We start from the raw sequence: 18,462 nt of genomic DNA, 5'->3' as shown, positions 1-18,462 counted from the left end.
GCGTCGGGAGCGCGACAAAGCCACGGCCCGGTTGTCGGGTTTGTGGCGGAGGGAGGTTTGTCGCGCGACTGGAGCGCCTGCTAGGCAGGTTGTGTGCCGAGCTGTACAGCGGGAGCGGAAGCGGCGGCCCGGCCGGCACGGCGGCGGCGCCAGCCGCGCAGGCTCAGGGCGAGCGCGCCGCCGCCCAGCAGCATGAGGTTGGGATCGGGTTCGGGCACCGGGCTGGTGACCAGGATGTGGAACTTCGGGACGCTGGCCAGGAAATCGACGATGTAGATCGCATGCGGATCGAGGATCGGCGACAGCATCCGGAATTCGGGCTCCAGATAGATGTCCTGGTTGGCATAGCCGGATGGCGGCTCGAAGGCGCCGGTGGCGGTGTAGCTGACGGTGATGCTGCCCTTGCCGATGCAGTCGGTGGCGGCGCAGGTGAAGGCGGTCAGCCCGGCCACGGTGGCCGGGAACTCGCCGCGCGCGAACTCCTGAAAGCTCTGGGCCTGGGCCGAGAAGCTGAACGACTCCTGCCGGTACAGGTGATAGGAGAAGTTCCAGGTCGTGGCCGCCGACCAGGAGGCGACGACGCCGGACGGGATGGTCGACGGCCCCGAGGTGACGGGCGTGCCGCGGACGATGTCGCCGATCCAGAAGTCGCGCTCGGCCTGGGCCGGGCCGCAGGCAAGCAGCAGGGCAAACGGCAGGCAGACGGCAAGCGGGCGGGTCTGGCGGGACGGGAGCTGGGCGAAGGGCATGGTCGGTCTCTCCTTGGGTCGGCGTCGGGACGACGCCCAATCGAGCAGACGCCGGTGCCGGCGCGGCGCGCTTGACCGCCGTCAAGCCCGTTCCGGCGCCCGCGGCCGGCCCGGCGGGCGGCGCGGCGGCGACGATCGGCGGCGCGTCCGGGTCGCGCCGTCGTTCGTGCCGTCGTTCGGGTCGTCGTCCGTGCCGCCGCCCGCAGCGGCGCCGTCAGCGATCCGCGCAGCGCGACACCGCCGGCACCGCCATCCCCACCAGCGCCAGCGCGGCGGCACCGGTGGCCGGCTGGCAGCCGGGCGCGACCGTGTCGCCAAAGCGCAGCGGCAGCGCCACCAGCGCCGGATTGCGCGCGCGCAGCAGCTCGCCGGCGAGCCGGTCGACGATGGCGCCGCGCGCGGCGGTCTCGGGCGCGACGGCGGGCAGCGCGAAGCGGTCGCGCGCCGAGGCGGAATGGCTGTCGCCGGGCGCATGCACCCGGTCGCTGGCCGGCGCGGCGATGTCGAGCCAGATGCCGCGCGCGCCCGGCGCGAGCGCCGCCGCCAGTCCGGCATGGCCGCCCGGATCGGCGCTGCCGCCTTCCACCACATCGACGGCGCGGCCGCCGAGCGCGAGCCGGCCGGCCGGCAGCCAGGGCCGAAAGCGCACCGCATCGAGCAGCGCGCGGCCGAGCGTGAGATCGGCCGGCTGGGCCAGATCGGCGCCGGGCTGGCCGTCGACCGCGCTGGCGCTGCGCGCGCGGCCACCGTTGCCGAGCCAGAGCGCGCCGCCGCCGGCATCGACCAGCTGGATGCTGAAGTCGAGCGCCGGCGCGATGGCGCGGCCGGCGCCGGCCAGCGGCACCGCCAGCCCGGCGCGGTCGAAGCCCGCCACGCGCGCGGCCTGGGCCAACCGCTGGTCGCGCAGCCGCTCGGTCGCGGCCTGCCAGCGCCGGTGCAGCGCGTCGTCGACCCGGTCGGGATGCAGCAGCAGATCGCCGAGCGTGCTGGCGTCGGGGTCGAGGCCGGCCGGGGCGGCAGCCGGCGCAGCGGACGCGGCTGCGGCTGCCGCGGCGGCAGCGGCTTCGGCCGGCCGGCCACGGCGGCGCGCGGCCGGCTGCGGTGCGGTCGGCGCGGGCGTGCCGGCCACGGGTGCCGCGCCCGGCTGCCAGTCGCCGGGCAGATCGACCGGCGCGGCCTCGGCCAGCCGGTCGAGCCGGCGCACGACCGACAGCTGAAGGCTGTCGAGCAGCGCCTGGCCGCGCGTGGACCGGCGCAGCAGCAGATCGAGCGGCAGATGCGCCAGCACCGGCGCCAGATGGTCCTGGCGCAGCACGTCGGCGACGGCGGCGGCCAGCGGCCGGTCGGCGCTGCCCGGCCGGCAGGCAGCGCGCAGATCGAGCCGCGCAAAGGCATCGGCCAGCACCAGATAGACGCCGGCACCGACCGCGCCGCCCGACACCGCGCTGAGCGTGCGCAGCCGGGGCGCGAGCCGGCCGCAGCTCAGATCGTCGGCCTCGGCCAGGGTCAGGCCGGTGGCGAGCGCGGCGCCAAAGCCGCCGCCGTGGGCGCTGATGTGGATGTCGCCGACATCGAGCCGCATGTGCGCAAAGTCGCGCTGCGGCAGGCCGCCGGGCAGCGGCGCCGGCGCGGCCGCCAGCGGCAGCGCCTCGTCGGCCTCGGGCTCGGCCAGCGGATCGAAGCCGCCGGCCCAGGCCAGCAGCAGCACGGCGGCCAGCATGGTGCCGCGCACCTCGCCGAGCCAGCGCCGCTGGGCCCGGCGCCACAGCAGCGTCAGCCCGCCGAGCAGCGCCAGCGCCACCGTGGCCCACAGCAGCAGGATGGCCGGCGTGCCGATGGCGCGCGCCGCCGCCACCGGCAGGCCGGCGAGCGCCAGCGCCAGGGTCAGCGCGCCGGCCATCAGCAGGCTCGGGCGCCAGCGCGCCGGCGGCAGCCGCAGGCCGCGCCAGCGTCGCCGCATGGCGAGCCGGCGTTCCAGCCGCGGCAGGCCGCGCCACCACAGCAGCGGCAGCAGCGCAAACAGGACCAGCGCCGCCAGCACGGCCAGGGTGCGCGCCAGCCCGGTCTGGGCCGGCGCCTGGGCGGCAAAGCCGGCCACGGTCGCGGTCCAGGCCGGCAGCGCGACGAACACGCTCGACAGCGCCAGCGGCAGCGCGCGCGCCGGGCAGTCCTCGCCCAGCTCGGGCCGGGCCACGTCGGCCATCAGGTCGGCCACCACCAGCCGCACGACGCCGGCCAGCAGCAGCGCGGCGGCCACGAAGCTGGCCACGCCGCTGCCGGCCAGCCGCCACAGCGCTTCGGGATCGGAGGCGAATTCGCCGCGCGCCAGCAGCAGCCCGCCGAGCGCGCCGCGCGCCCAGGGCCGCGCCAGCAGCCAGCCCAGCAGCAGTCCGACCGCGAGCGGCGCGGCGAGCCGGTGGAAGCAGATTTCGAGCAGGCCGTCGGCGCCGGGCCGGGCAGCGGGCGCGCTGGCGGGCGGATCGGCGGGACTGGCGGACGGCGTGGGATCGGCGGAAACGGCGACGGGGGAATCTGGAACGCTGGGCACGATCGGCATGAGTTGGCACGTCATTGGAACGCGGACCGCGCGGCGCCGGTCGGGCGCAGCCTGGGGAGCGGTCGGCGCGACGGCGCAGCGTAATCGGCCGCACCGGCGTGCGCACTTTCGCACGCCGCGCCGGTGCCGGAATTCACGCGCCGGCGTTGTCGGCGACGCCAGTCGTCACTGTCGGCCGGCGCGTGCTCAGCCAGCGCGCCAGCGGCCGCTCGAAGTTCCGGTACGACAGCTGCGCCAGCACCAGCGTGATGCCGAGCACCAGCGCAAACAGCGCCAGCCGCAGCGCCACGCCCGCATCGGCCGGCGCCAGCCAGGCGCGGCTGACCAGATGCAGCACCAGCGCATGGAACAGATAGCCGCCGTAGGACACGCGGCCCACCGCCACCACCGGCCGCGCCGCCAGCAGCCCGGCGCCGGCGCGCCCGAGCAGCAGATGCGCGAGCAGCGCGAACACCAGCAGATCGATGGCGCTGTAGACCCAAACCTCGCGGCCGGCGCCGGCCATGATCCCGGACACCACATTGCGCAGCAGATCGACGCCGGTCGCGCCGTCGGCCCGGTTGACCAGCAGATAGCTGGCCGCATACACGGCAAATCCGGCCAGCCCCAGGCCCCAGGCGGCATTCGACAGCCGGCGCGTGAGCCAGCCGCGCTCCTGCATCAGCCGCAGGCTGGCGCCGAGCAGAAACGCGTCGAACTGGCAGACGCTGGCGGCATACACGCCAAAGGCGCGCTCCAGCGGCGTGGGCAGCGCGTCGGCGATGGCCAGCGCATAAAGCCAGCGCAGCGCCGGTCCGCAGGCCGCCAGCAGCAGAAACACCGCCAGCCGGCGGCGCGGCGCCAGCGCCATCAGCAGCAGCGGAAACAGCAGATAGAACTGCTGCTCGACGCTCAGCGTCCACAAATGGCCAAACGCCGGCCAATCGGCCGGGCCGGGCCAGAAGGTGAAAATCATGTGCCAGTTGAAAACGAATGCCAGCAGCCAGGGCAGATTGCCGAATTGCGCCGCCTGACCTTCGGCCAGCATGAATGGCAGATTGATCGCCACATAAAGCAGATAGACCGGCACGATCCGCACAAAGCGGCGCCAGAAGAAATCGCCGACCGCAGCGGCATCGAGCGGCGCAAATCCGCTGGCATTGCGATACAGGCTGTGCGAGATCACATAGCCCGAAATGCCGAAGAAGATCCACACGCCAATCCAGCCCATCGGCAGCAGATGGCAATGCTGGGCAATCACCATGGTCATGGCCACTGCGCGCAATCCGTCGATGGCGTCGAGGCGGGAAACCGGGCCGGCTGCTGTCATGAGTTGCAATCGATCGATCGAATTGCCGGCAATTCGGCGCGCGAATGCGCACCGCCAATTGCAGGCGGCGCGATGCTGGCCCGGCCATTGGCGCGGCGCCGCTGCAATCCGTCACGCCCGGCGCCGACGGGCGGCGGAAATTCGCGATCCAGAACAAGCCCGCCCGGCGCCGCATTGCGGGACATGTCAGTGGGCGCACGCCATCGCCACCGCGCCGCGAAACCGCCAGAACCCGCCGGTCCGCCGGCCGGCACAGCACTAGTGGCTGACGGCGCCGGGCCGGCGCGCTACACCGGTGCCGAGCCATCATGCAAGCCACCGCCCACACCCCGCCCCAGAACCTCGTCCCGGTCCGCTCGGCCTGGCCGAAGCGAATTGCGCGCAGCCTGTACTGGCAATTGCTCGGGCTATTGCCCGACCGGCCCTATCTGGCGCTGCGTTACCGGCTGCGATTCGGCCAATGGCCCAATTACCGCAAGCCGGCGCATTTCAATGAATTCACCCATGCCTACATGCTGCGCGCGCGCGATCCGCGCATGCGCACGATTGCCGACAAATATCTGGTGCGCGGCTTCATCGCCGAGCGGGTCGGCGAACGCTATCTGGTGCCTTTGCTCGGCGTCTGGGATTGCCCGGCCGCGATTCCGCTGGAGCGATTGCCGCGACCGCTGGTGCTGAAGGACACGCTCGGCTCGGGCCGCAATATCGTCATCCGCAATGCCTGCCCCGAAGCCATCCGGCGCGCGCGGATTGCGCTGGCCGACTGGCAGCACGCGCCCTATTGGCATCGCGAGCGCGAATGGGCCTATGCCGGCGGCCGCTCGCGGGTGATTGCCGAACCGCTGCTCGACGACGGCGTGCATGAATTCCCCGACGATTTCAAGCTCTATCTCATCGGCGGCGAATTGCAATTCATCCAGGTGGACCGCGACCGGTTCGGCAATCACACGCGCAATCTGTATTCGCCCGATTGGCAATTGCTGCCGGTGCGCATGACCAAGCCGCAGCGCCCGGCCGATGCGCGCCCCGCCGCGCTGGCCGAGATGATCGAGGTGGCGCGCCGGCTCGCCGAGGGCTTCGAGTTCTTGCGGGTGGATTTCTATGCGCTCGGCGGGCGGCTGCTGATCGGCGAGCTCACCAACTATTCGGGCGCCGGCTGGGAGCGCTTCGATCCGCCGGAGTTCGCGCTCAGGCTGGGCGACCGCTGGCGCGCGGCGCAGGCGGCAGGCCGGTCGCCCGGGGCTTGAGCCAGCGCGCGAGCCGCCGCTCGACCGCACGATGCACGACCCAGCCGAGCGCCACCGACGCGGCGGCCAGCACCGCGACCGCCGCCCAGGCCAGCGCCGGCCGGCCCGCTCCGCTGCCGGCGCGCTTGACCGCGACCGCCGCCGCAATCATCACGAAGGGATGGCTGAGGTAGAGCGCATAGGACGCATCGCCGAGCGCCACCAGTGCCCGCCCGAGCGGCCGGCGCCTGGGCGCGATGGCCAGCCCGGCCCACAGCGCCAGCGCCGCCGGCAGGCCCCAGCCCCAGACGCGCGCGCCCGGCAGCAGCCCGGCCGTGCCGTCGGCCGGCAGCATGGCGGCGGCCAGCGCCAGTGCCGCGAGCGCCGGCAGCAGCAGCCAGCTGCGCGCGGGCCTGCCGGTGAACATGCCGGCGGCGGGCGCATCCGGCGCCGACACGCCCGGCTCGGCCGCCGGCGCCACGCGCCACAGCAGCGCCACCGCCATGCCGAAGGCGAATTCCAGCGGCATCGGCGACGCCAGCACCGACCACGGCGCCACGCCGGCCGCACCGCCAATCGCGCGCGCAATCGCAAACACCGTCAGCAGCGAAATGCCGATTCCCGCCATTGCCGCACGCCGATTGCCGAGGCCGATCCAGAGCGCGAACACGCAATAGAAATAGATTTCGAATACCAGCGTCCAGGCCACGCCCAGCACCGGATTGCCGAGCGGCAGCAGACTGAATGAGGCGGCCAGATTCCAGCCATTGGCATCGATGCTGCGAAATGCCAGTCCGCTCGCATGCAGCAGCAGAATTGCGCCGGTCACCAGCCAATAGAGCGGATACACGCGCAGCGCCCGCCGCAGCAGAAAGCGCCCGCCCGCGCCCGGCGCGCCGAACTGCGCCCAGCCGGTGTGAACCATGATGAAACCGCTGATCGCGAAGAACACGTCGACGCCGGCGGCGCCCAGCAGCGTGAGCCACACCGGCGGCGCGGCGGCACCGAACAGCGGCAGGCATTCCTCGATGGCATGGTGAATCACCACCGCCAATGCGGCGGCAAATCGCAATATCTGCACGCCGTCGAGCGTGGCATTGCGCGGCAAGGGCTTGCTATTCATTGGCGCGGCGGCTTTCAAAAAATGGCCGGCGCAAATGAAAATGCCGGCGCAATCTGCACGGCCAATTGTGCAAATCGCGCCGGCAATTCCGGCAGCGGGCTGGCGCAATTGCGCCAGAAACCGCAAACAATCAGCCGGAAATCTGCACCACCACCTTGCCGAAATGATTGCCCGAAGCCAGATGCCGATAAGCCGCCTTGGCCTCGGCAAACGGGAACACGCGGTCGATGATCGGGCGAATTCCGGCATTTGAAATGAGCCGGTTCATGTCCTCGAACATGGCGCGGCTGCCGACGAAGATGCCGGCCAGCTTCTTGGCGCCGCCGATCAGGGCCAGCGGATTGGCCGCGCCGCCAAAGCCGCTCACGCCGCCGATGATGGCAATCGTCCCGCCCATCTTGGCCGCCGCCACCGAGCGTTCGAGCGTGCCCTGGCCGCCCACTTCCACCACCAGATCGACGCCCTCGCCGCCGGTCGCGGCCAGCACCGCGTCCTGCCATTCGGGCGTGCTGCGGTAGTTGATGCCGACATCGGCGCCGAGTGCCTTGGCGCGCGCCAGCTTGTCGTCGCTGGACGAGGTGATGACGACCTTGATGCCGGCCGCCTTGGCCAGTTGCAGCGCCCAGATCGACACGCCGCCGGTGCCGAGCAGCAGCACGCTCGCGCCCGGCTTGAGGCCGGCGGCCACGAACAGCGCATTCCACGCGGTGACGGCGGCGCAGGGCAGCGTCGCGGCTTCGAGAAAGCTGAGGTGCTCGGGGATGGCGACCAGCGAGTGCTCGGGCACGACGGCCTGCTCGGCCAGCATGCCGTCGTCGGCGCCGCCAAAGGAGCCGGCGATGCCGGCCGGCGTCTGCGCGCCGCTGACCCAGTGCGGGAAGAAGTTGGCGCAGACGCGGTCGCCGAGCTTGAAGCGGGTCGCGCCCGGGCCGGTCTCGATGACTTCGCCGGCGCCGTCGGAGCAGGGGATGACCGGGGTTTCGCTGTGCGCGAAGTAGCTGCCGGTGGCGACCATCAGGTCGCGGAAGTTGAGCGAGGCGGCGTGCAGCTTGAGGCGGACTTCGCCGAGGGCGAGCGGGCGTGGGGTTTCGGTGCTCGGCGCGAGCGCGTCGATGCCGGCGGCGAAGGGGATGCGGTAGGCGTTCATGCGGTCTCCTGGAGTTCTGGCCGGCAGGCGGCGCCTGACGGCAGCGCAGGCTAGCCGGCGACGGCACCGTGGCGCCAGCCCCGCGCTCCACCCGCGCAAACGCCGGCGCTCACATCGGGTAACCAACTGCAAACCGCCGGCACAAGCGCCGCATAAATGCGAAAGCACAGCGAAATTTTTGTTTGCGCCGACCGCCGACCGACCGGCATCCCGGCGCGCCCTTCACGAGGTTCAGATGGACGATTTCGCCAGCGCCACGATGCTGCGACTGCTGCTCGGCGCGATGCGCCGCCGGGGCATGCGGCTGCCCATGATTCCGCCCGCGGGCAGCCTGGCGTCGCTGGCGTCCAAGCGCGCGGTGCTGCTGAGCGCGGTCGCGCAGAGCGGGCCGGCCATGCTGATCGAGCTGGCGCGCGACATCGACGTGGTGCGCGACGAGCCGATCCATCAGGCGCTGGCCTGTGCCGACGATCCGCTCGACCTGATCCGGCGCTGGCAGCGGCTGGAGCAGTACGTGCACTCGGCGCACCGGGTGGCGGTGCTCGACTTCGACCGCAGCCAGGCCGAGCTGGCGCATGTGCCGCGCACGGCGGCGGGCGCGGCGCCGCATCCGTTCGAGAACCTGGTGGTGCTGGGCGTGCTGATCGGCGCGGTCGAGAGCCTGGGGCTGGGCCCGGTGCAGGCCGAGATCGATGGCGTGCCGGTGCATCCGCAGCCCGATGCCGCGCGGCTGTCGGATCTGGTCGGCGCCGCCCGCACCGGCCGCTGGCGGCTGCGCTGGGACGACCGGCCGGCGGACCGGCGCGGCGCGGCGCGCCAGGCCCAGTGCCCGCCGCCCGACCTGTGCGACACCCTGCCCTGGCCCGAGCTGGCCCGGCGCATCGCGCGCAGCGTGCTGGCCGATCCGGGCGCGCCGCAGCGGCTGGCCGATACCGCGCGCACGCTGGCGCTCGCCCCGCGCTCGCTCCAGCGCACGCTGGCGCGGTACCGGCTCAGCTTTACCGCCGTGGTGGCCGAGGCGCGCACCCGCGCCGCCGCCTGGTGGCTCATCAATTCGTCGATCGAGCTGGCCGAGGTGGGCTTCGTCTGCGGCTTCAGCGACCAGCCGCATTTCACGCGCGACTTCCAGCGCCGCACCGGCATCACGCCGGCGCGCTACCGCCAGATGGGCAACGGCCGCGGCGACCGCATGCCGGTGCGCGAATCGGCCGGGCTGGCGCTGGCCTGGTGAGCCGGCGCGCCCGCTCCGGCCTCAGTCCTCGCGCAGCCACACCTGGGTGCGGCCGAGCAGCGCAAAGCCGATGAAGCCGCGCACCTCCAGCCGCCGGCCGTCCGCGCTCTCGGTGAGCCGCAGCGAATAGACCTTGCCCGACTTCGGGTCGAGGATGTCGCCGCCGCTCCAGGCCGCGCCGTCGGCATCGCGGCGCAGGTTGCGGATGATGGTCAGTCCCTCCAGCGGCTGGTCGCGGCGCTCGTCGGCGCACTTGATGCAGACCGGGCTGACCGGCGCGACCAGCAGCTTCTCGATGCGGCCCGACAGCCGGCCGTCGGCCTCGGTGATGCGCACCAGCGAGCGCGGCTGGCCGGTCTCGTCGTCGATGGTCTTCCACAGCCCCACCGGCGTGGCCTGCGCCGCCGTGGCGGCCATGAGCAGCGCGGCCAGCGCGGCCGTCCTTCGCATCGCGTTCACCATGTCTTCAGCACCCGGTAGACCACCGACGGCGCGACCCGCGCCATCACCTTGAGCAGCCGCGTCTTGCCGATGTAGATCTCGTCCTCGTCGGCTTCCAGCCCGGCCACGATGGCGTCGGCCACGTCGGCCGGCGCGATCTTGCCGCTGCCGCGCCCGGCGGTCATGCGCGTGGCCACCAGCGGCGGCAGCGCCTCCACCACGCGCACCTGCGGCGATACCGACTCGACCTGATAGCGGAACGAGCGCGTGAACGAGCGCAGCGCCGCCTTGGTCGCGCAGTACACCGGCGAGCTCTTCTTGGGCGCCAGCGCCAACCCGGTGGTGATGTTGACGAAGGCGGCGCTGTTCTGGCGCTGGAGCAGCGGCAGCAGCGCCGCGCACAGCAGCAGCGGCGCCTGGAAGTTGAGCGCGATCTCGTCCTGGCTGGTCAGCTCGATCTGCGGCACCGGCGTGGTCGGGAAATCGACCAGATGCTGCACGCCGGCGTTGTTGATGACGATCGACAGGTCGGGATGGCGTGCCTGCACCTCGGCCACCAGCTGGGCCCGGCCGGTCGGCGTGGCCAGGTCGCAGGCCAGGAAGTGCAGGCGCGGCAGGGCCGGTGGCCGGACCGGCGCATGGCGCGCGCAGGACAGCACCTCGCAATCCAGGTCGAGGAATTTCTCGACCAGCGCCTGGCCGATGCCGGTGGTGCCGCCGGTGACCAGCACCTTGCGTCCGTCAATTCGCATGCAGGGTCTCTTTCATTCGTTTCATCACCAGTTCGCAGACATAGCCCGATGAGCGCACCGCCGCGCCGGCATGCTCGCCGGGCGGATGGGCGGCGGCGCCGGCGTAGTAGATGCCGGTGCGGGCGCAATGGTTGGCCGGCTTGGCGAAGCCGGCCGGCGTGATGACCGGCGTCACCCGCGAGTCGAGCCCGTGGCGGGCGCGGAAATCGGCCGGCGCCAGCAGCGTGGCGCCGCGCAGCTGGCCGGTGATGCCGGGCAGCAGGGTTTCGAGCCGCAGCAGCACGAAGGCACGCGCCAGCTGCTGCACGCGCGGATCGTCCTCGCGGCCGGCCGGCAGGTAGAAGTAGACGTTGGCGGTGCGCACGCCGCCCTGGTCGCCCAGGTCGCTCGAAAAGAAATGGAAGCCGAACTCGGTCGGCAGCCGGCCTTCGTAAAGGTCGCGGAACCAGTGGCGGATGTCGGGCGGGTAGTAGACGTGGGTGTGGATGCCGGCCGGCAGCGCATGGCGCGAGTCGATGCGCAGCAGCAGCATCGACAGCGCCAGTCCGGGCGCGAACCGCTCGGGATGGTGGCCCGGCTTGGGCAGGGTCGACACGACGATGTCGGCGGCCAGCGGCCCGCCGGTGGTCTGCACCAGGTTGCGGCTCGCGTTCTGGTCGATGCCGAGCATCTCGCAGCCGAGCAGCAGCTGGCCGCCCAGCGCCAGGAAGCGGTCGCGGAAGGCATCGGCCAGCGCCTGCGGTCCGCCGACCGGCGTGATCGGCGTGGCATAGCCGTAGCCGTAGTGGAACTCGTCGTCGAGCGCATCGAGCCGGAAGCGGTCGGGCGCGACGCCCATCAGATAGGCCGGCAGCATCAGCAGGTCGGCGGCGCGCCCCGAGATGCGGCAGTCGTCGATCAGCTCGACCAGGCTGCCCGGCCGCAGATGGCCCGCCGCGCGGGCCCGGCGCAGGCCGCGCACATAACGCAGGATCGCGCCGGCATGCGGCAGCAGTCCGGCCACGGTGCGCAGGTCGGGCGGCAGGCGGTAGTTGCGCTCGCCGGTGAAGATGCGCGTGGCGCTGCGCTCGAAGCGATGCTCGATGCCGAGCTGGGCCAGGTCGCCCAGCAGGCCCTTGCCGAAGTCGTTGCAGGCGATGACGTAGCGATAGCCGTCGTCATGCAGAAAGCTGCCGCACAGGCCGCCCACGCGGTCGAGCCGCTCGATCAGCACCACCGCCAGGCCGTGCTGCTGCAGGCGGATCGCGGTGGCCAGACCGCCCAGTCCGGCGCCGATCACCACCGCGTCGGCGCTGGCCGGCATGCCGCTCTCGGCGCGCTTCATGACGCCAGCCCGAAGCGCTCGACCAGATGGTCGGCGGTGCGCAGCGCCAGCGCATACAGCGTCAGCGTGGGGTTGACCGAGCTGCCGGTCACGAACTGCGAGGCGCCACCCACGTAGACGTTGTTCAGCCCGTGCACCTTGCCCCAGCGGTCCACCACCGAGCTGCGCGGGTCGTCGCCCATGCGCATGCTGCCGGCCAGATGGGCCTCGAACGGCGTCGGATTGAGCCGCACCGTGCCGGCGCCGGCGGCGCGGAACACGCCGGTCAGCGTGGTACGCGCGGCATCGAAGATGCGCAGATCGTTGGCATGCCACTCGTAATGGATGCGCGCCTGGGCCTGGCCGTTGGCATCGCGCCGCGTGGCCGACAGCGCGACCCGGTTGTCGCGTACCGGCAGCCCCTCGCCGAACACCACCGCGAACAGGCTGCGGTCGTAGTCGCGCATGGCGTCCTTGAGCGCCTGCCCCCAGAGCCCGCGCAGCGGATCGACCGCCATCACGCCGGCGCCCGAGCCGTTGAGCGACTCGATCGCATAGCCGCCCACATAGCCCGCGCCGGGCGCCGGATAGGCCCGGTCGAGCGACACCACGTTGCCCATGTTGTAGCCGACGCCCGCATTCACGCAGTCGGCGGTCACGCCCATGCCCACCAGCCCCACATGGCTGAACAGGTTGCGGCCGACCTGGTCGCGGTCGTTGCCCAGGCCGCGCGGATGGAAGGCGTTGGCCGAGTTGAGGAACAGCCGCGGCGTTTCGAGCGGGTTGTTGCAGACGAGGAACAGCCGGCCCTGCACCGAGCGCCGGTTGCCGCTGGCCAGATCGAGATAGTCGACGCCGGTCACGCTGGCGCCGTCGCGGCCCTGGGTCAGCCGCAGCACCTCGGCCTGCGCCACCAGCTCGATCCGGCCGCGCGCCAGCAGCGGCGCCAGCAGCGCGCGATCGGCCTGGAACTTGGCATCGATGCGGCAGGACGAGCGGCAGTAGCCGCAATGCACGCAGGCGGCACGGCCGCCGCCGGCGCGCGACGCGACCGCCACCGGCCCCGCGCCCGAGCGCAGCGACTGGCGCCGCAGCCCGAGCCGCAGCAGCCGCGACGAGCGATAGAAATCGAAGGCCGGATTGGGATAGGCGCGCCGGCGCTGCTCGGCCCAGGGCAGCGGTGCGCCGGCCACGCCGATCTGCTCCTCGGCGCGGTCGTAGTAGGGCGCCAGATCGTCGTAGCCGATCGGCCAGTCGGCCAGGCTGGCGCCCGGCACCGCGCCGAAGGTGGAGCGCATGCGGAAGTCGTGGCGCATGAAGCGCAGGCAGACCGAGGTCCAGACCAGCGAGCCGCCGCCCACGCCCTGGCCGAAGTTGGGCGCGCCGCCAAAGGCATTGCCGGTCACCTCGTACTGCGAGTTGGGCCAGGCGCGCTCCCACAGCGCCAGCTCGTTCTCGACGAACTGGGTCGCATGGCGGGTGAAATGCCGGCCCTTCTCCAGCAGCAGGATGCGCAGGCCGCGACCGGCGAGCCGGTCGGCGAACACGGCGCCGGCAATCCCGGCGCCGACGATGACCACGTCGTAGACGGGGCGCCCGCCGGCGCTGGCGGCGACGGGCTGGAAACGATCGAACTGGGTCAGCGATTCCGACATGAATGACCTCGGATGACAGGCATCAGCCGGCGCTCGGCGCGCGGCACGGAACTGAATCGGGATCGGGATGGCCGCCGCTGTCGACGCTCGGGCCGGGCAGGCCGATGTCGAGATAGGCGGCCGGCTGGGCGTAGTAGTGCAGGACGGTCAGCGCGCGGATGCCGCCCCACAGCGGCGCGAATGCGGCCTCGGTGGCGACGACCTCGGTCAGCGCCGTCTGGCGCGCCGCGTCGAGCGCGGCGAAGCCGATGCCGAAGGTCTGCAAGGCCAGCGCATCGACGGCGGCCAGGCCCTGGCTCACGGCGCCGCCGCCGTCGGCGGACCGGGCCAGCAGGCCCGCCGCCACGTAGTCGGCCGAGCCGAGCGCGAGCGCCGACGGCGACCGGTCGGCCGGCACGATGCGCCCGACCAGCGCCGCGACGATGGCGTACTCGGCGGCAGTCAGCGCAGTGGTGGCGGTGGCGGCCGCCGTCGGCAGGGCCGGCAGCACCGCGCCCAGGCCGCCGGCCAGCAGAAAGCCGCGGCGCGCGAGTCTTGTGCTCATGTCAGGCCTCCTGTGCCGCGAGCTGGCGTCCGGCATCGACTGCCACCGGATCGAACCGCCGCGCCACCGCGAGGTAACTCGAACGCAACTTGACGCGCTGCACCTTGCCGCTCGGCGTGACCGGGATCGACTTGGGCTCCAGCGGCACGATCTGCCGCACCGTCAGCCCGAGCCGGGCGATCAGCGCCTGGCGGATGCGCTCGTCGCGCGGCCCGTCCTCGGGCGCCTCGACGGCGCGGCGCTCGTAGAACACGACCAGGCCGGCATCGTCGGCGGCTGACTCGGTATCGATCTGCACGCAGGCCACGCGCGCCACGCCGTCGCAGGTCTCGCGCACCACCGCCTCGATGTCGTAGGGAAAGCGGTTCTCGCCGTTGAGCACGAACATCTCGTCGGTGCGGCCGAGGATGACGAGCCGGTCGCCGACCAGCTCGACCACGTCGCGGGTGTCGTAGAAGCCGTCGGCATCGACCAGCGACACCACCTGGCCGCCGACCAGCGCGGTCTGCGCCACCGAGTCGCCCCGGATCAGCAGCGCGCCGTCCTCCGGCCGCACCCGCGCCTCGATGCCATCGACCAGCGGCCCGCAGGTCACATGGATCGCGTCGCCGCGGCAGACGCGGGTGTAGCCGGCCAGCGGCGGCTCGATCGACACCGCGAGCGTGGCCTCGGCCAGCCCGTAGCACGGCGACACCACGCCGGCGCGCAGCCCGTGCGGCGCCAGCGCCCGCTCGAAGGCGGCGATGCTGGCCGGGCGCACCGGCTCGGCGCCGACGCCGAACCATTTCATCGACGACAGATCGGGCACGGCGCGGCCCGGATGCAGCCGCCGCACGATCATCTCGTAGGCGAAGTTGGGCATGCTGCACACGGTGCCGGCGTGCTTTTCGATGAGCGTCAGCAGCTGTACCGGGCGGCGCACGAACATCGCCGGCGGCATCAGCACCAGCGGCATCGCGTTGTACAGCGAGAGCAGGAATTTCCCGATCAGCCCCATGTCGTGATAGAGCGGCAGCCAGCTCACCATGCAGTCGCGGCGCGCATCGATGTCGAGCCGGCTGCCGATCGCGGCGAGGTTGGCGAGCAGATTGGCGTAGCTCACGCGGATGCCCTTCGGCGCGCTGGTACTGCCCGAGGTGAACTGGATGAAGGCGATGTCCTCGGCGTCGAGCGGCGCCGGCTCGGCCCAGTCGGCGCCGGGCTCGGCCGGCAGCAGGCGCAGCAGCCCGGCGCTTTCCACCAGCCACAGATGCGGCGCCCGCACCTCGGCCAGCGCGCGCACCGCCGCCGCCTCGCCGCTGCCGTGCAGGTAGTGGCGGAAGTGCGGCAGGATCGGGCCGATGCGCTCGTCGAAGCGCGCCGGGCTGGCCAGCGCATGGCGTGGCGGCAGCGGCACCGGCGTGGCACCGAGCCACATCAGGCCCAGCCACACCAGCGGGAAATGCGACGTGGTCTCGGCGCTCAGCAGCACCGCCTCGCCGCGCCGGATGCCGAGCGAGGCCAGCACGGTGGCCATGCGCGGCGCGGCGGCGGCCAGCTCGCGGTAGCCGAGCACGGCCGGATTGGCGTCGCGGTCGGTCTGCACATGCACGCCGCGCTCGCCGGCGTCATGCAGGCGGCGCCAGAAATCGGCCAGTTCAGCACGCGGCGGCATTGGCTTCTCCGGTGGCATGCAGCGGCGCCAGGGTGTCGAGATGCAGGCCGACGGCATCGACCAGATCGCCCACGCTGCGAATGTGGGTGGCCGAATCGAGCGAAATGATCATGTCGAATTCATCCTCGATGGCGGCCATCAGTTCGATCAGTCCGATCGAATCGAAACCCAATTCGTCGACCAGCAGTTTCGACGGCGTGACCGTCTTGCGGACGCGCATGGCGCCGGCAACGATTTCGATGACGCGATTCTGGAAAGCCATGATTCGAGTCTCCTCAGGAACGAAAGTCGGGGAAATGCCGGCGGAATACGTCGAGCGCGCGATCGAGGTCCTGCTGGCGGTGCGTGGCGATATAGCTGGTGCGAAAGCCGGCGGCCGATTCGGGCACGGCGGGCGGCCCGACCGGATTGACATAGACGCCGGCCTGCATGAATCGCTTGTAGGCCGACAGCGCCAGCGTGTAATTGCCGAAGATGACCGGCACGATTTGCGCGCCATGAAACGGCGCGTTGTAGCCGATGGCCCGCAATGCGCCGGCCATGTAGGCGGCCTTTTCCAGCACCGCGGCGCGGCGCTCCGGTTCGCGCCGGACGATGTCGAGCGCCGCCAGCACCGTGGCGATCACCGAGGGCGGCAGGCTGGCCGAGAAGATGTGGCCGCCACCGTTGTGCTTGAGGTACTCGATCACCGCGCGCGAGCCGGCGACATAGCCGCCGAGCGCGGCAAAGGCCTTGCTGAAGGTGCCCATCACCAGATCGACCTCGGCCTCGACGCCCTGCAACTCGGCCACGCCACGCCCGGTCGGTCCGAGCACGCCGACCGCATGCGATTCGTCGACGAACAGCCGCGCGCCGTGCTGGCGCGCCAGCGCCGCGATGCCGCGCAGATCGGCGATCGTGCCCTCCATGCTGAACACCGAGTCGGTGACGATCATCCGGCGCCGGCCGGCCGTGCGTTCGAGCAGCTTGCCCAGGTGGGCCAGCTCGGCATGGCGGTAGATGAGGCAGTCGGCGCCCGACAGCCGCACGCCGTCGAACAGGCTGCGGTGGTTGCGCGCATCCATCAGAACCACGTCGCCCGGGCCGCACAGCGCCGACAGCGCGGTGAGATTGGTCTGGTAGCCGGTGCTGCACAGCGCCACCGCCTCGCGGCCGAGGAAGCCGGCCAGCTCATCCTCAAGCTGGTTGTGGATGTCGAGCGTGCCGTTGAGCAGCGGCGAGCCTGAGCAGCCGCTGCCGTAGCGGTCGATCGCCGCCTTGGCGGCGCGCTTGACGCGGCTGTCGTCGGCCAGCCCCAGATAGGAATTGGTGCCGAGCAGCACCCGCTCGCGCTGATCGGAAAAGGTGATGACCGAATCCTGCGCGCAATTGAATTCGGGATAGAGCCCGTAAATGCCGCCGAGCCGCATGGCATTGACGCGCTGGTAATTGCCGACGCGCTGGAAGATGTCGGACGACGGCGCCGGATTCTGATGCTCGCGAATCATGCGTTCGAATGCCGGCAGATCGGGGCAATGCGTGCCGAGGCGATTGCCGGCACTGTGCAGCGTGTTGTCGGGCAATTCGATGGCATCGGTGAGCAACCGGGCCAGAGTGGCGCCAAAGCGCGCATCGCGGCAATGGCGCACGAAATAGGCGAGCGGCCTGATTTCGGCGCCGAGCGTCATCTTGGGCGTGTAGTTGGTAATGCCCAGCTCGAGCCGCGAGCGCCCGAGCGCGATTGCGCGCGCCACCGACAGCACGCTGGCGGCGCGATACAGATTGGCCTCGCGGTAATGCTCGAAGTCGTAATCGACGCCCCAGTCGAGCATGGTGTAGTCGTCGGCGCCGATCAGATTGAGCATGAAGCCGATCAGTTTTCCGCGCTGCCGGAAGACGATGGTTTCGCTGGCGCCGCGCAATTGGCTGGCGCATTCGGCAAAGAAGGCCGGCGTGAGCTGCTCGCGGCTGTAATCGGCGGCACGCGCATTCACATTGCTCCAGAGCCGGCCGAATTCCTCGGCCAGATGGCCGTAATCGCCGAGCACTTCATGGGTGATGCCGAATTTCTCGTCGAGCCGCAGGGCGTTGCGGAATTTCAGCCGGGTCTTGCCGTCGAGGCAGGCCAGGTAATCGTCGAGCGAATCCCAGCGCAACGGCAGCACGGCATTGGGAAAGCCCACGCTCGGCGCATAACCGAGTGGCGCGAGCGCGGCGCGGTATTGCGCATAGCGTGCCAGCGGAATGTCGCGGATCAGGATGAAATCGGCGCCGTGATGGGCGGCGAGATTGCCGAGTTCATGGTCGAGCTGGTCGATCACGCTGTCGAGCAGCGCATCGCTGGCCAGCGCCAGGCCCTCGCCAATCATGGTGAAGTAGCCCAGTTCGACGATCCGGAACTTCATGAAGTCCGGAAACCATTGCTTGACGGTGGTGCGCGCCAGCGCCGGCAGCTTGGGATCGAAAGTGGAAAAGTCGGTATCGCAGACATAGGCATTGGCATGCGCCACGACCACGCCGCCAAACCGGAAAGTCAGGTAATAGGGCGTGATGTCGTTGACCCGGGCGCGCTCGACCACGGCAAGAAACTCGGGCCGCATCGGCGTGGGAATCGGAAATGCCTCGCCCCAATGGGCCGGTATCAATTCCTCCTCGCCCACATGCAATTCCACCTGGAGACGGCTTTTTTCTGTCATGGAACTCCCCTTTCTCGCACGGTCCGGCGCATGAATCGATGCCGGGCAATTGCCCGATCGCCGGATTGCGGATCGATTGCGATCGCCGGTCGATTG

At 71.4% G+C, this 18,462-nt stretch carries 16 protein-coding genes; 2 read left to right on the top strand and 14 right to left on the bottom strand.

Annotated elements, in window-relative coordinates; genetic code table 11:
* Positions 1 to 80: 80 nt before the first annotated feature.
* From B9P64_RS18195 to B9P64_RS24585, 4 genes are all read right to left on the bottom strand, one after another.
* Positions 81 to 749 carry a PEP-CTERM sorting domain-containing protein gene (locus B9P64_RS18195; RefSeq protein WP_085317540.1) on the bottom strand — a complete coding sequence of 223 codons (669 nt, stop codon included), beginning with the start codon at positions 747 to 749 and terminating at the stop codon, positions 81 to 83.
* A gap of 214 nt (positions 750 to 963) precedes the next feature.
* Entirely contained in the window at positions 964 to 3,306 is a 2,343-nt protein-coding gene (locus tag B9P64_RS18190) for a hypothetical protein (protein WP_085317538.1), read from the bottom strand.
* A 133-nt stretch (positions 3,307 to 3,439) separates the two neighbouring features.
* Positions 3,440 to 4,615 carry an acyltransferase family protein gene (locus tag B9P64_RS18185; protein WP_085317536.1) on the bottom strand — a complete coding sequence of 392 codons (1,176 nt, stop codon included), beginning with the start codon at positions 4,613 to 4,615 and terminating at the stop codon, positions 3,440 to 3,442.
* A complete protein-coding gene (locus B9P64_RS24585; protein WP_139826383.1) occupies positions 4,612 to 4,800 on the bottom strand; it encodes a hypothetical protein in 189 nt (62 codons plus the stop codon). The genes B9P64_RS18185 and B9P64_RS24585 overlap by 4 nt, the downstream gene beginning before the upstream one ends.
* A gap of 123 nt (positions 4,801 to 4,923) precedes the next feature.
* Between B9P64_RS24585 and B9P64_RS18180 the strand changes: the two genes are divergently transcribed.
* Positions 4,924 to 5,862, top strand: a complete 939-nt coding sequence (locus B9P64_RS18180) for an ATP-grasp fold amidoligase family protein (RefSeq protein ID WP_085317534.1) — start codon at positions 4,924 to 4,926, stop codon at positions 5,860 to 5,862.
* Here B9P64_RS18180 and B9P64_RS18175 read toward each other — a convergent pair.
* The gene (locus B9P64_RS18175) at positions 5,804 to 6,964 is read right to left on the bottom strand and encodes an acyltransferase family protein (RefSeq protein WP_085317533.1); all 1,161 of its coding nucleotides are present in this window, start codon (positions 6,962 to 6,964) and stop codon (positions 5,804 to 5,806) included. The genes B9P64_RS18180 and B9P64_RS18175 overlap by 59 nt on opposite strands.
* A 130-nt stretch (positions 6,965 to 7,094) precedes the next feature.
* Complete coding sequence (locus B9P64_RS18170; protein ID WP_085317531.1) at positions 7,095 to 8,111, bottom strand: zinc-dependent alcohol dehydrogenase family protein; 1,017 nt, start codon at positions 8,109 to 8,111, stop codon at positions 7,095 to 7,097.
* A gap of 235 nt (positions 8,112 to 8,346) precedes the next feature.
* Here B9P64_RS18170 and B9P64_RS18165 point away from each other — a divergent pair, with 235 nt between their 5' ends.
* On the top strand, positions 8,347 to 9,342 hold the full coding sequence (locus B9P64_RS18165) for a helix-turn-helix transcriptional regulator (protein ID WP_176256877.1): 996 nt from the start codon (positions 8,347 to 8,349) through the stop codon (positions 9,340 to 9,342).
* Positions 9,343 to 9,363: 21 nt separating this feature from the next.
* Here B9P64_RS18165 and B9P64_RS18160 read toward each other — a convergent pair whose 3' ends face one another.
* The 8 genes from B9P64_RS18160 to B9P64_RS18125 are packed head-to-tail and all read right to left on the bottom strand — an operon-like array spanning position 9,364 to position 18,366.
* A complete protein-coding gene (locus B9P64_RS18160; RefSeq protein ID WP_085317703.1) occupies positions 9,364 to 9,792 on the bottom strand; it encodes a DUF2147 domain-containing protein in 429 nt (142 codons plus the stop codon).
* 5 nt (positions 9,793 to 9,797) lie between these two features.
* Complete coding sequence (locus tag B9P64_RS18155) at positions 9,798 to 10,535, bottom strand: SDR family oxidoreductase (protein WP_085317527.1); 738 nt, start codon at positions 10,533 to 10,535, stop codon at positions 9,798 to 9,800.
* Positions 10,525 to 11,859: a phytoene desaturase family protein gene (locus B9P64_RS18150; protein ID WP_085317525.1), complete on the bottom strand. Its 1,335-nt coding sequence runs from the start codon at positions 11,857 to 11,859 to the stop codon at positions 10,525 to 10,527. Before B9P64_RS18150 ends, B9P64_RS18155 begins: the two co-directional genes overlap by 11 nt.
* On the bottom strand, positions 11,856 to 13,493 hold the full coding sequence (locus B9P64_RS18145) for a GMC family oxidoreductase (protein ID WP_085317523.1): 1,638 nt from the start codon (positions 13,491 to 13,493) through the stop codon (positions 11,856 to 11,858). Before B9P64_RS18145 ends, B9P64_RS18150 begins: the two co-directional genes overlap by 4 nt.
* A 22-nt stretch (positions 13,494 to 13,515) precedes the next feature.
* Positions 13,516 to 14,037, bottom strand: coding sequence for a gluconate 2-dehydrogenase subunit 3 family protein (locus B9P64_RS18140; RefSeq protein WP_176256876.1), 522 nt, complete (start codon positions 14,035 to 14,037; stop codon positions 13,516 to 13,518).
* Between the two features lies 1 nt (position 14,038).
* A complete protein-coding gene (locus tag B9P64_RS18135) occupies positions 14,039 to 15,691 on the bottom strand; it encodes an AMP-binding protein (protein WP_176256875.1) in 1,653 nt (550 codons plus the stop codon).
* A complete protein-coding gene (locus B9P64_RS25775; RefSeq protein ID WP_176256874.1) occupies positions 15,675 to 15,953 on the bottom strand; it encodes an acyl carrier protein in 279 nt (92 codons plus the stop codon). The genes B9P64_RS18135 and B9P64_RS25775 overlap by 17 nt, the downstream gene beginning before the upstream one ends.
* 13 nt (positions 15,954 to 15,966) lie before the next feature.
* Positions 15,967 to 18,366 (bottom strand): aminotransferase class I/II-fold pyridoxal phosphate-dependent enzyme, encoded by a 2,400-nt coding sequence (locus tag B9P64_RS18125; protein ID WP_217808711.1) that lies wholly within the window; start codon positions 18,364 to 18,366, stop codon positions 15,967 to 15,969.
* Positions 18,367 to 18,462 lie beyond the last annotated feature (96 nt).

Source organism: Derxia lacustris (genome assembly GCF_002105195.1).
Lineage (GTDB): Bacteria > Pseudomonadota > Gammaproteobacteria > Burkholderiales > Burkholderiaceae_E > Derxia > Derxia lacustris.
Note: the sequence above shows the minus strand (reverse complement) of the source record. Positions and strands in the feature narration are given on the sequence as shown.

What these genes read in the sequence shown, in the direction of transcription:
- B9P64_RS18195 (WP_085317540.1), bottom strand. Translation starts at nt 749, where the DNA reads ATGCCCTTCGCCCAGCTCCCGTCCCGCCAGACCCGCCCGCTTGCCGTC.
- B9P64_RS18180 (WP_085317534.1), top strand. Translation starts at nt 4,924, where the DNA reads ATGCAAGCCACCGCCCACACCCCGCCCCAGAACCTCGTCCCGGTCCGC.
- B9P64_RS18160 (WP_085317703.1), bottom strand. Translation starts at nt 9,792, where the DNA reads ATGCGAAGGACGGCCGCGCTGGCCGCGCTGCTCATGGCCGCCACGGCG.
- B9P64_RS18145 (WP_085317523.1), bottom strand. Translation starts at nt 13,493, where the DNA reads ATGTCGGAATCGCTGACCCAGTTCGATCGTTTCCAGCCCGTCGCCGCC.
- B9P64_RS18150 (WP_085317525.1), bottom strand. Translation starts at nt 11,859, where the DNA reads ATGAAGCGCGCCGAGAGCGGCATGCCGGCCAGCGCCGACGCGGTGGTG.
- B9P64_RS18125 (WP_217808711.1), bottom strand. Translation starts at nt 18,366, where the DNA reads ATGACAGAAAAAAGCCGTCTCCAGGTGGAATTGCATGTGGGCGAGGAG.
- B9P64_RS24585 (WP_139826383.1), bottom strand. Translation starts at nt 4,800, where the DNA reads ATGTCCCGCAATGCGGCGCCGGGCGGGCTTGTTCTGGATCGCGAATTT.
- B9P64_RS18140 (WP_176256876.1), bottom strand. Translation starts at nt 14,037, where the DNA reads ATGAGCACAAGACTCGCGCGCCGCGGCTTTCTGCTGGCCGGCGGCCTG.
- B9P64_RS18155 (WP_085317527.1), bottom strand. Translation starts at nt 10,535, where the DNA reads ATGCGAATTGACGGACGCAAGGTGCTGGTCACCGGCGGCACCACCGGC.
- B9P64_RS18175 (WP_085317533.1), bottom strand. Translation starts at nt 6,964, where the DNA reads ATGAATAGCAAGCCCTTGCCGCGCAATGCCACGCTCGACGGCGTGCAG.
- B9P64_RS18190 (WP_085317538.1), bottom strand. Translation starts at nt 3,306, where the DNA reads ATGCCGATCGTGCCCAGCGTTCCAGATTCCCCCGTCGCCGTTTCCGCC.
- B9P64_RS18170 (WP_085317531.1), bottom strand. Translation starts at nt 8,111, where the DNA reads ATGAACGCCTACCGCATCCCCTTCGCCGCCGGCATCGACGCGCTCGCG.
- B9P64_RS18165 (WP_176256877.1), top strand. Translation starts at nt 8,347, where the DNA reads ATGGACGATTTCGCCAGCGCCACGATGCTGCGACTGCTGCTCGGCGCG.
- B9P64_RS18185 (WP_085317536.1), bottom strand. Translation starts at nt 4,615, where the DNA reads ATGACAGCAGCCGGCCCGGTTTCCCGCCTCGACGCCATCGACGGATTG.
- B9P64_RS18135 (WP_176256875.1), bottom strand. Translation starts at nt 15,691, where the DNA reads ATGCCGCCGCGTGCTGAACTGGCCGATTTCTGGCGCCGCCTGCATGAC.
- B9P64_RS25775 (WP_176256874.1), bottom strand. Translation starts at nt 15,953, where the DNA reads ATGGCTTTCCAGAATCGCGTCATCGAAATCGTTGCCGGCGCCATGCGC.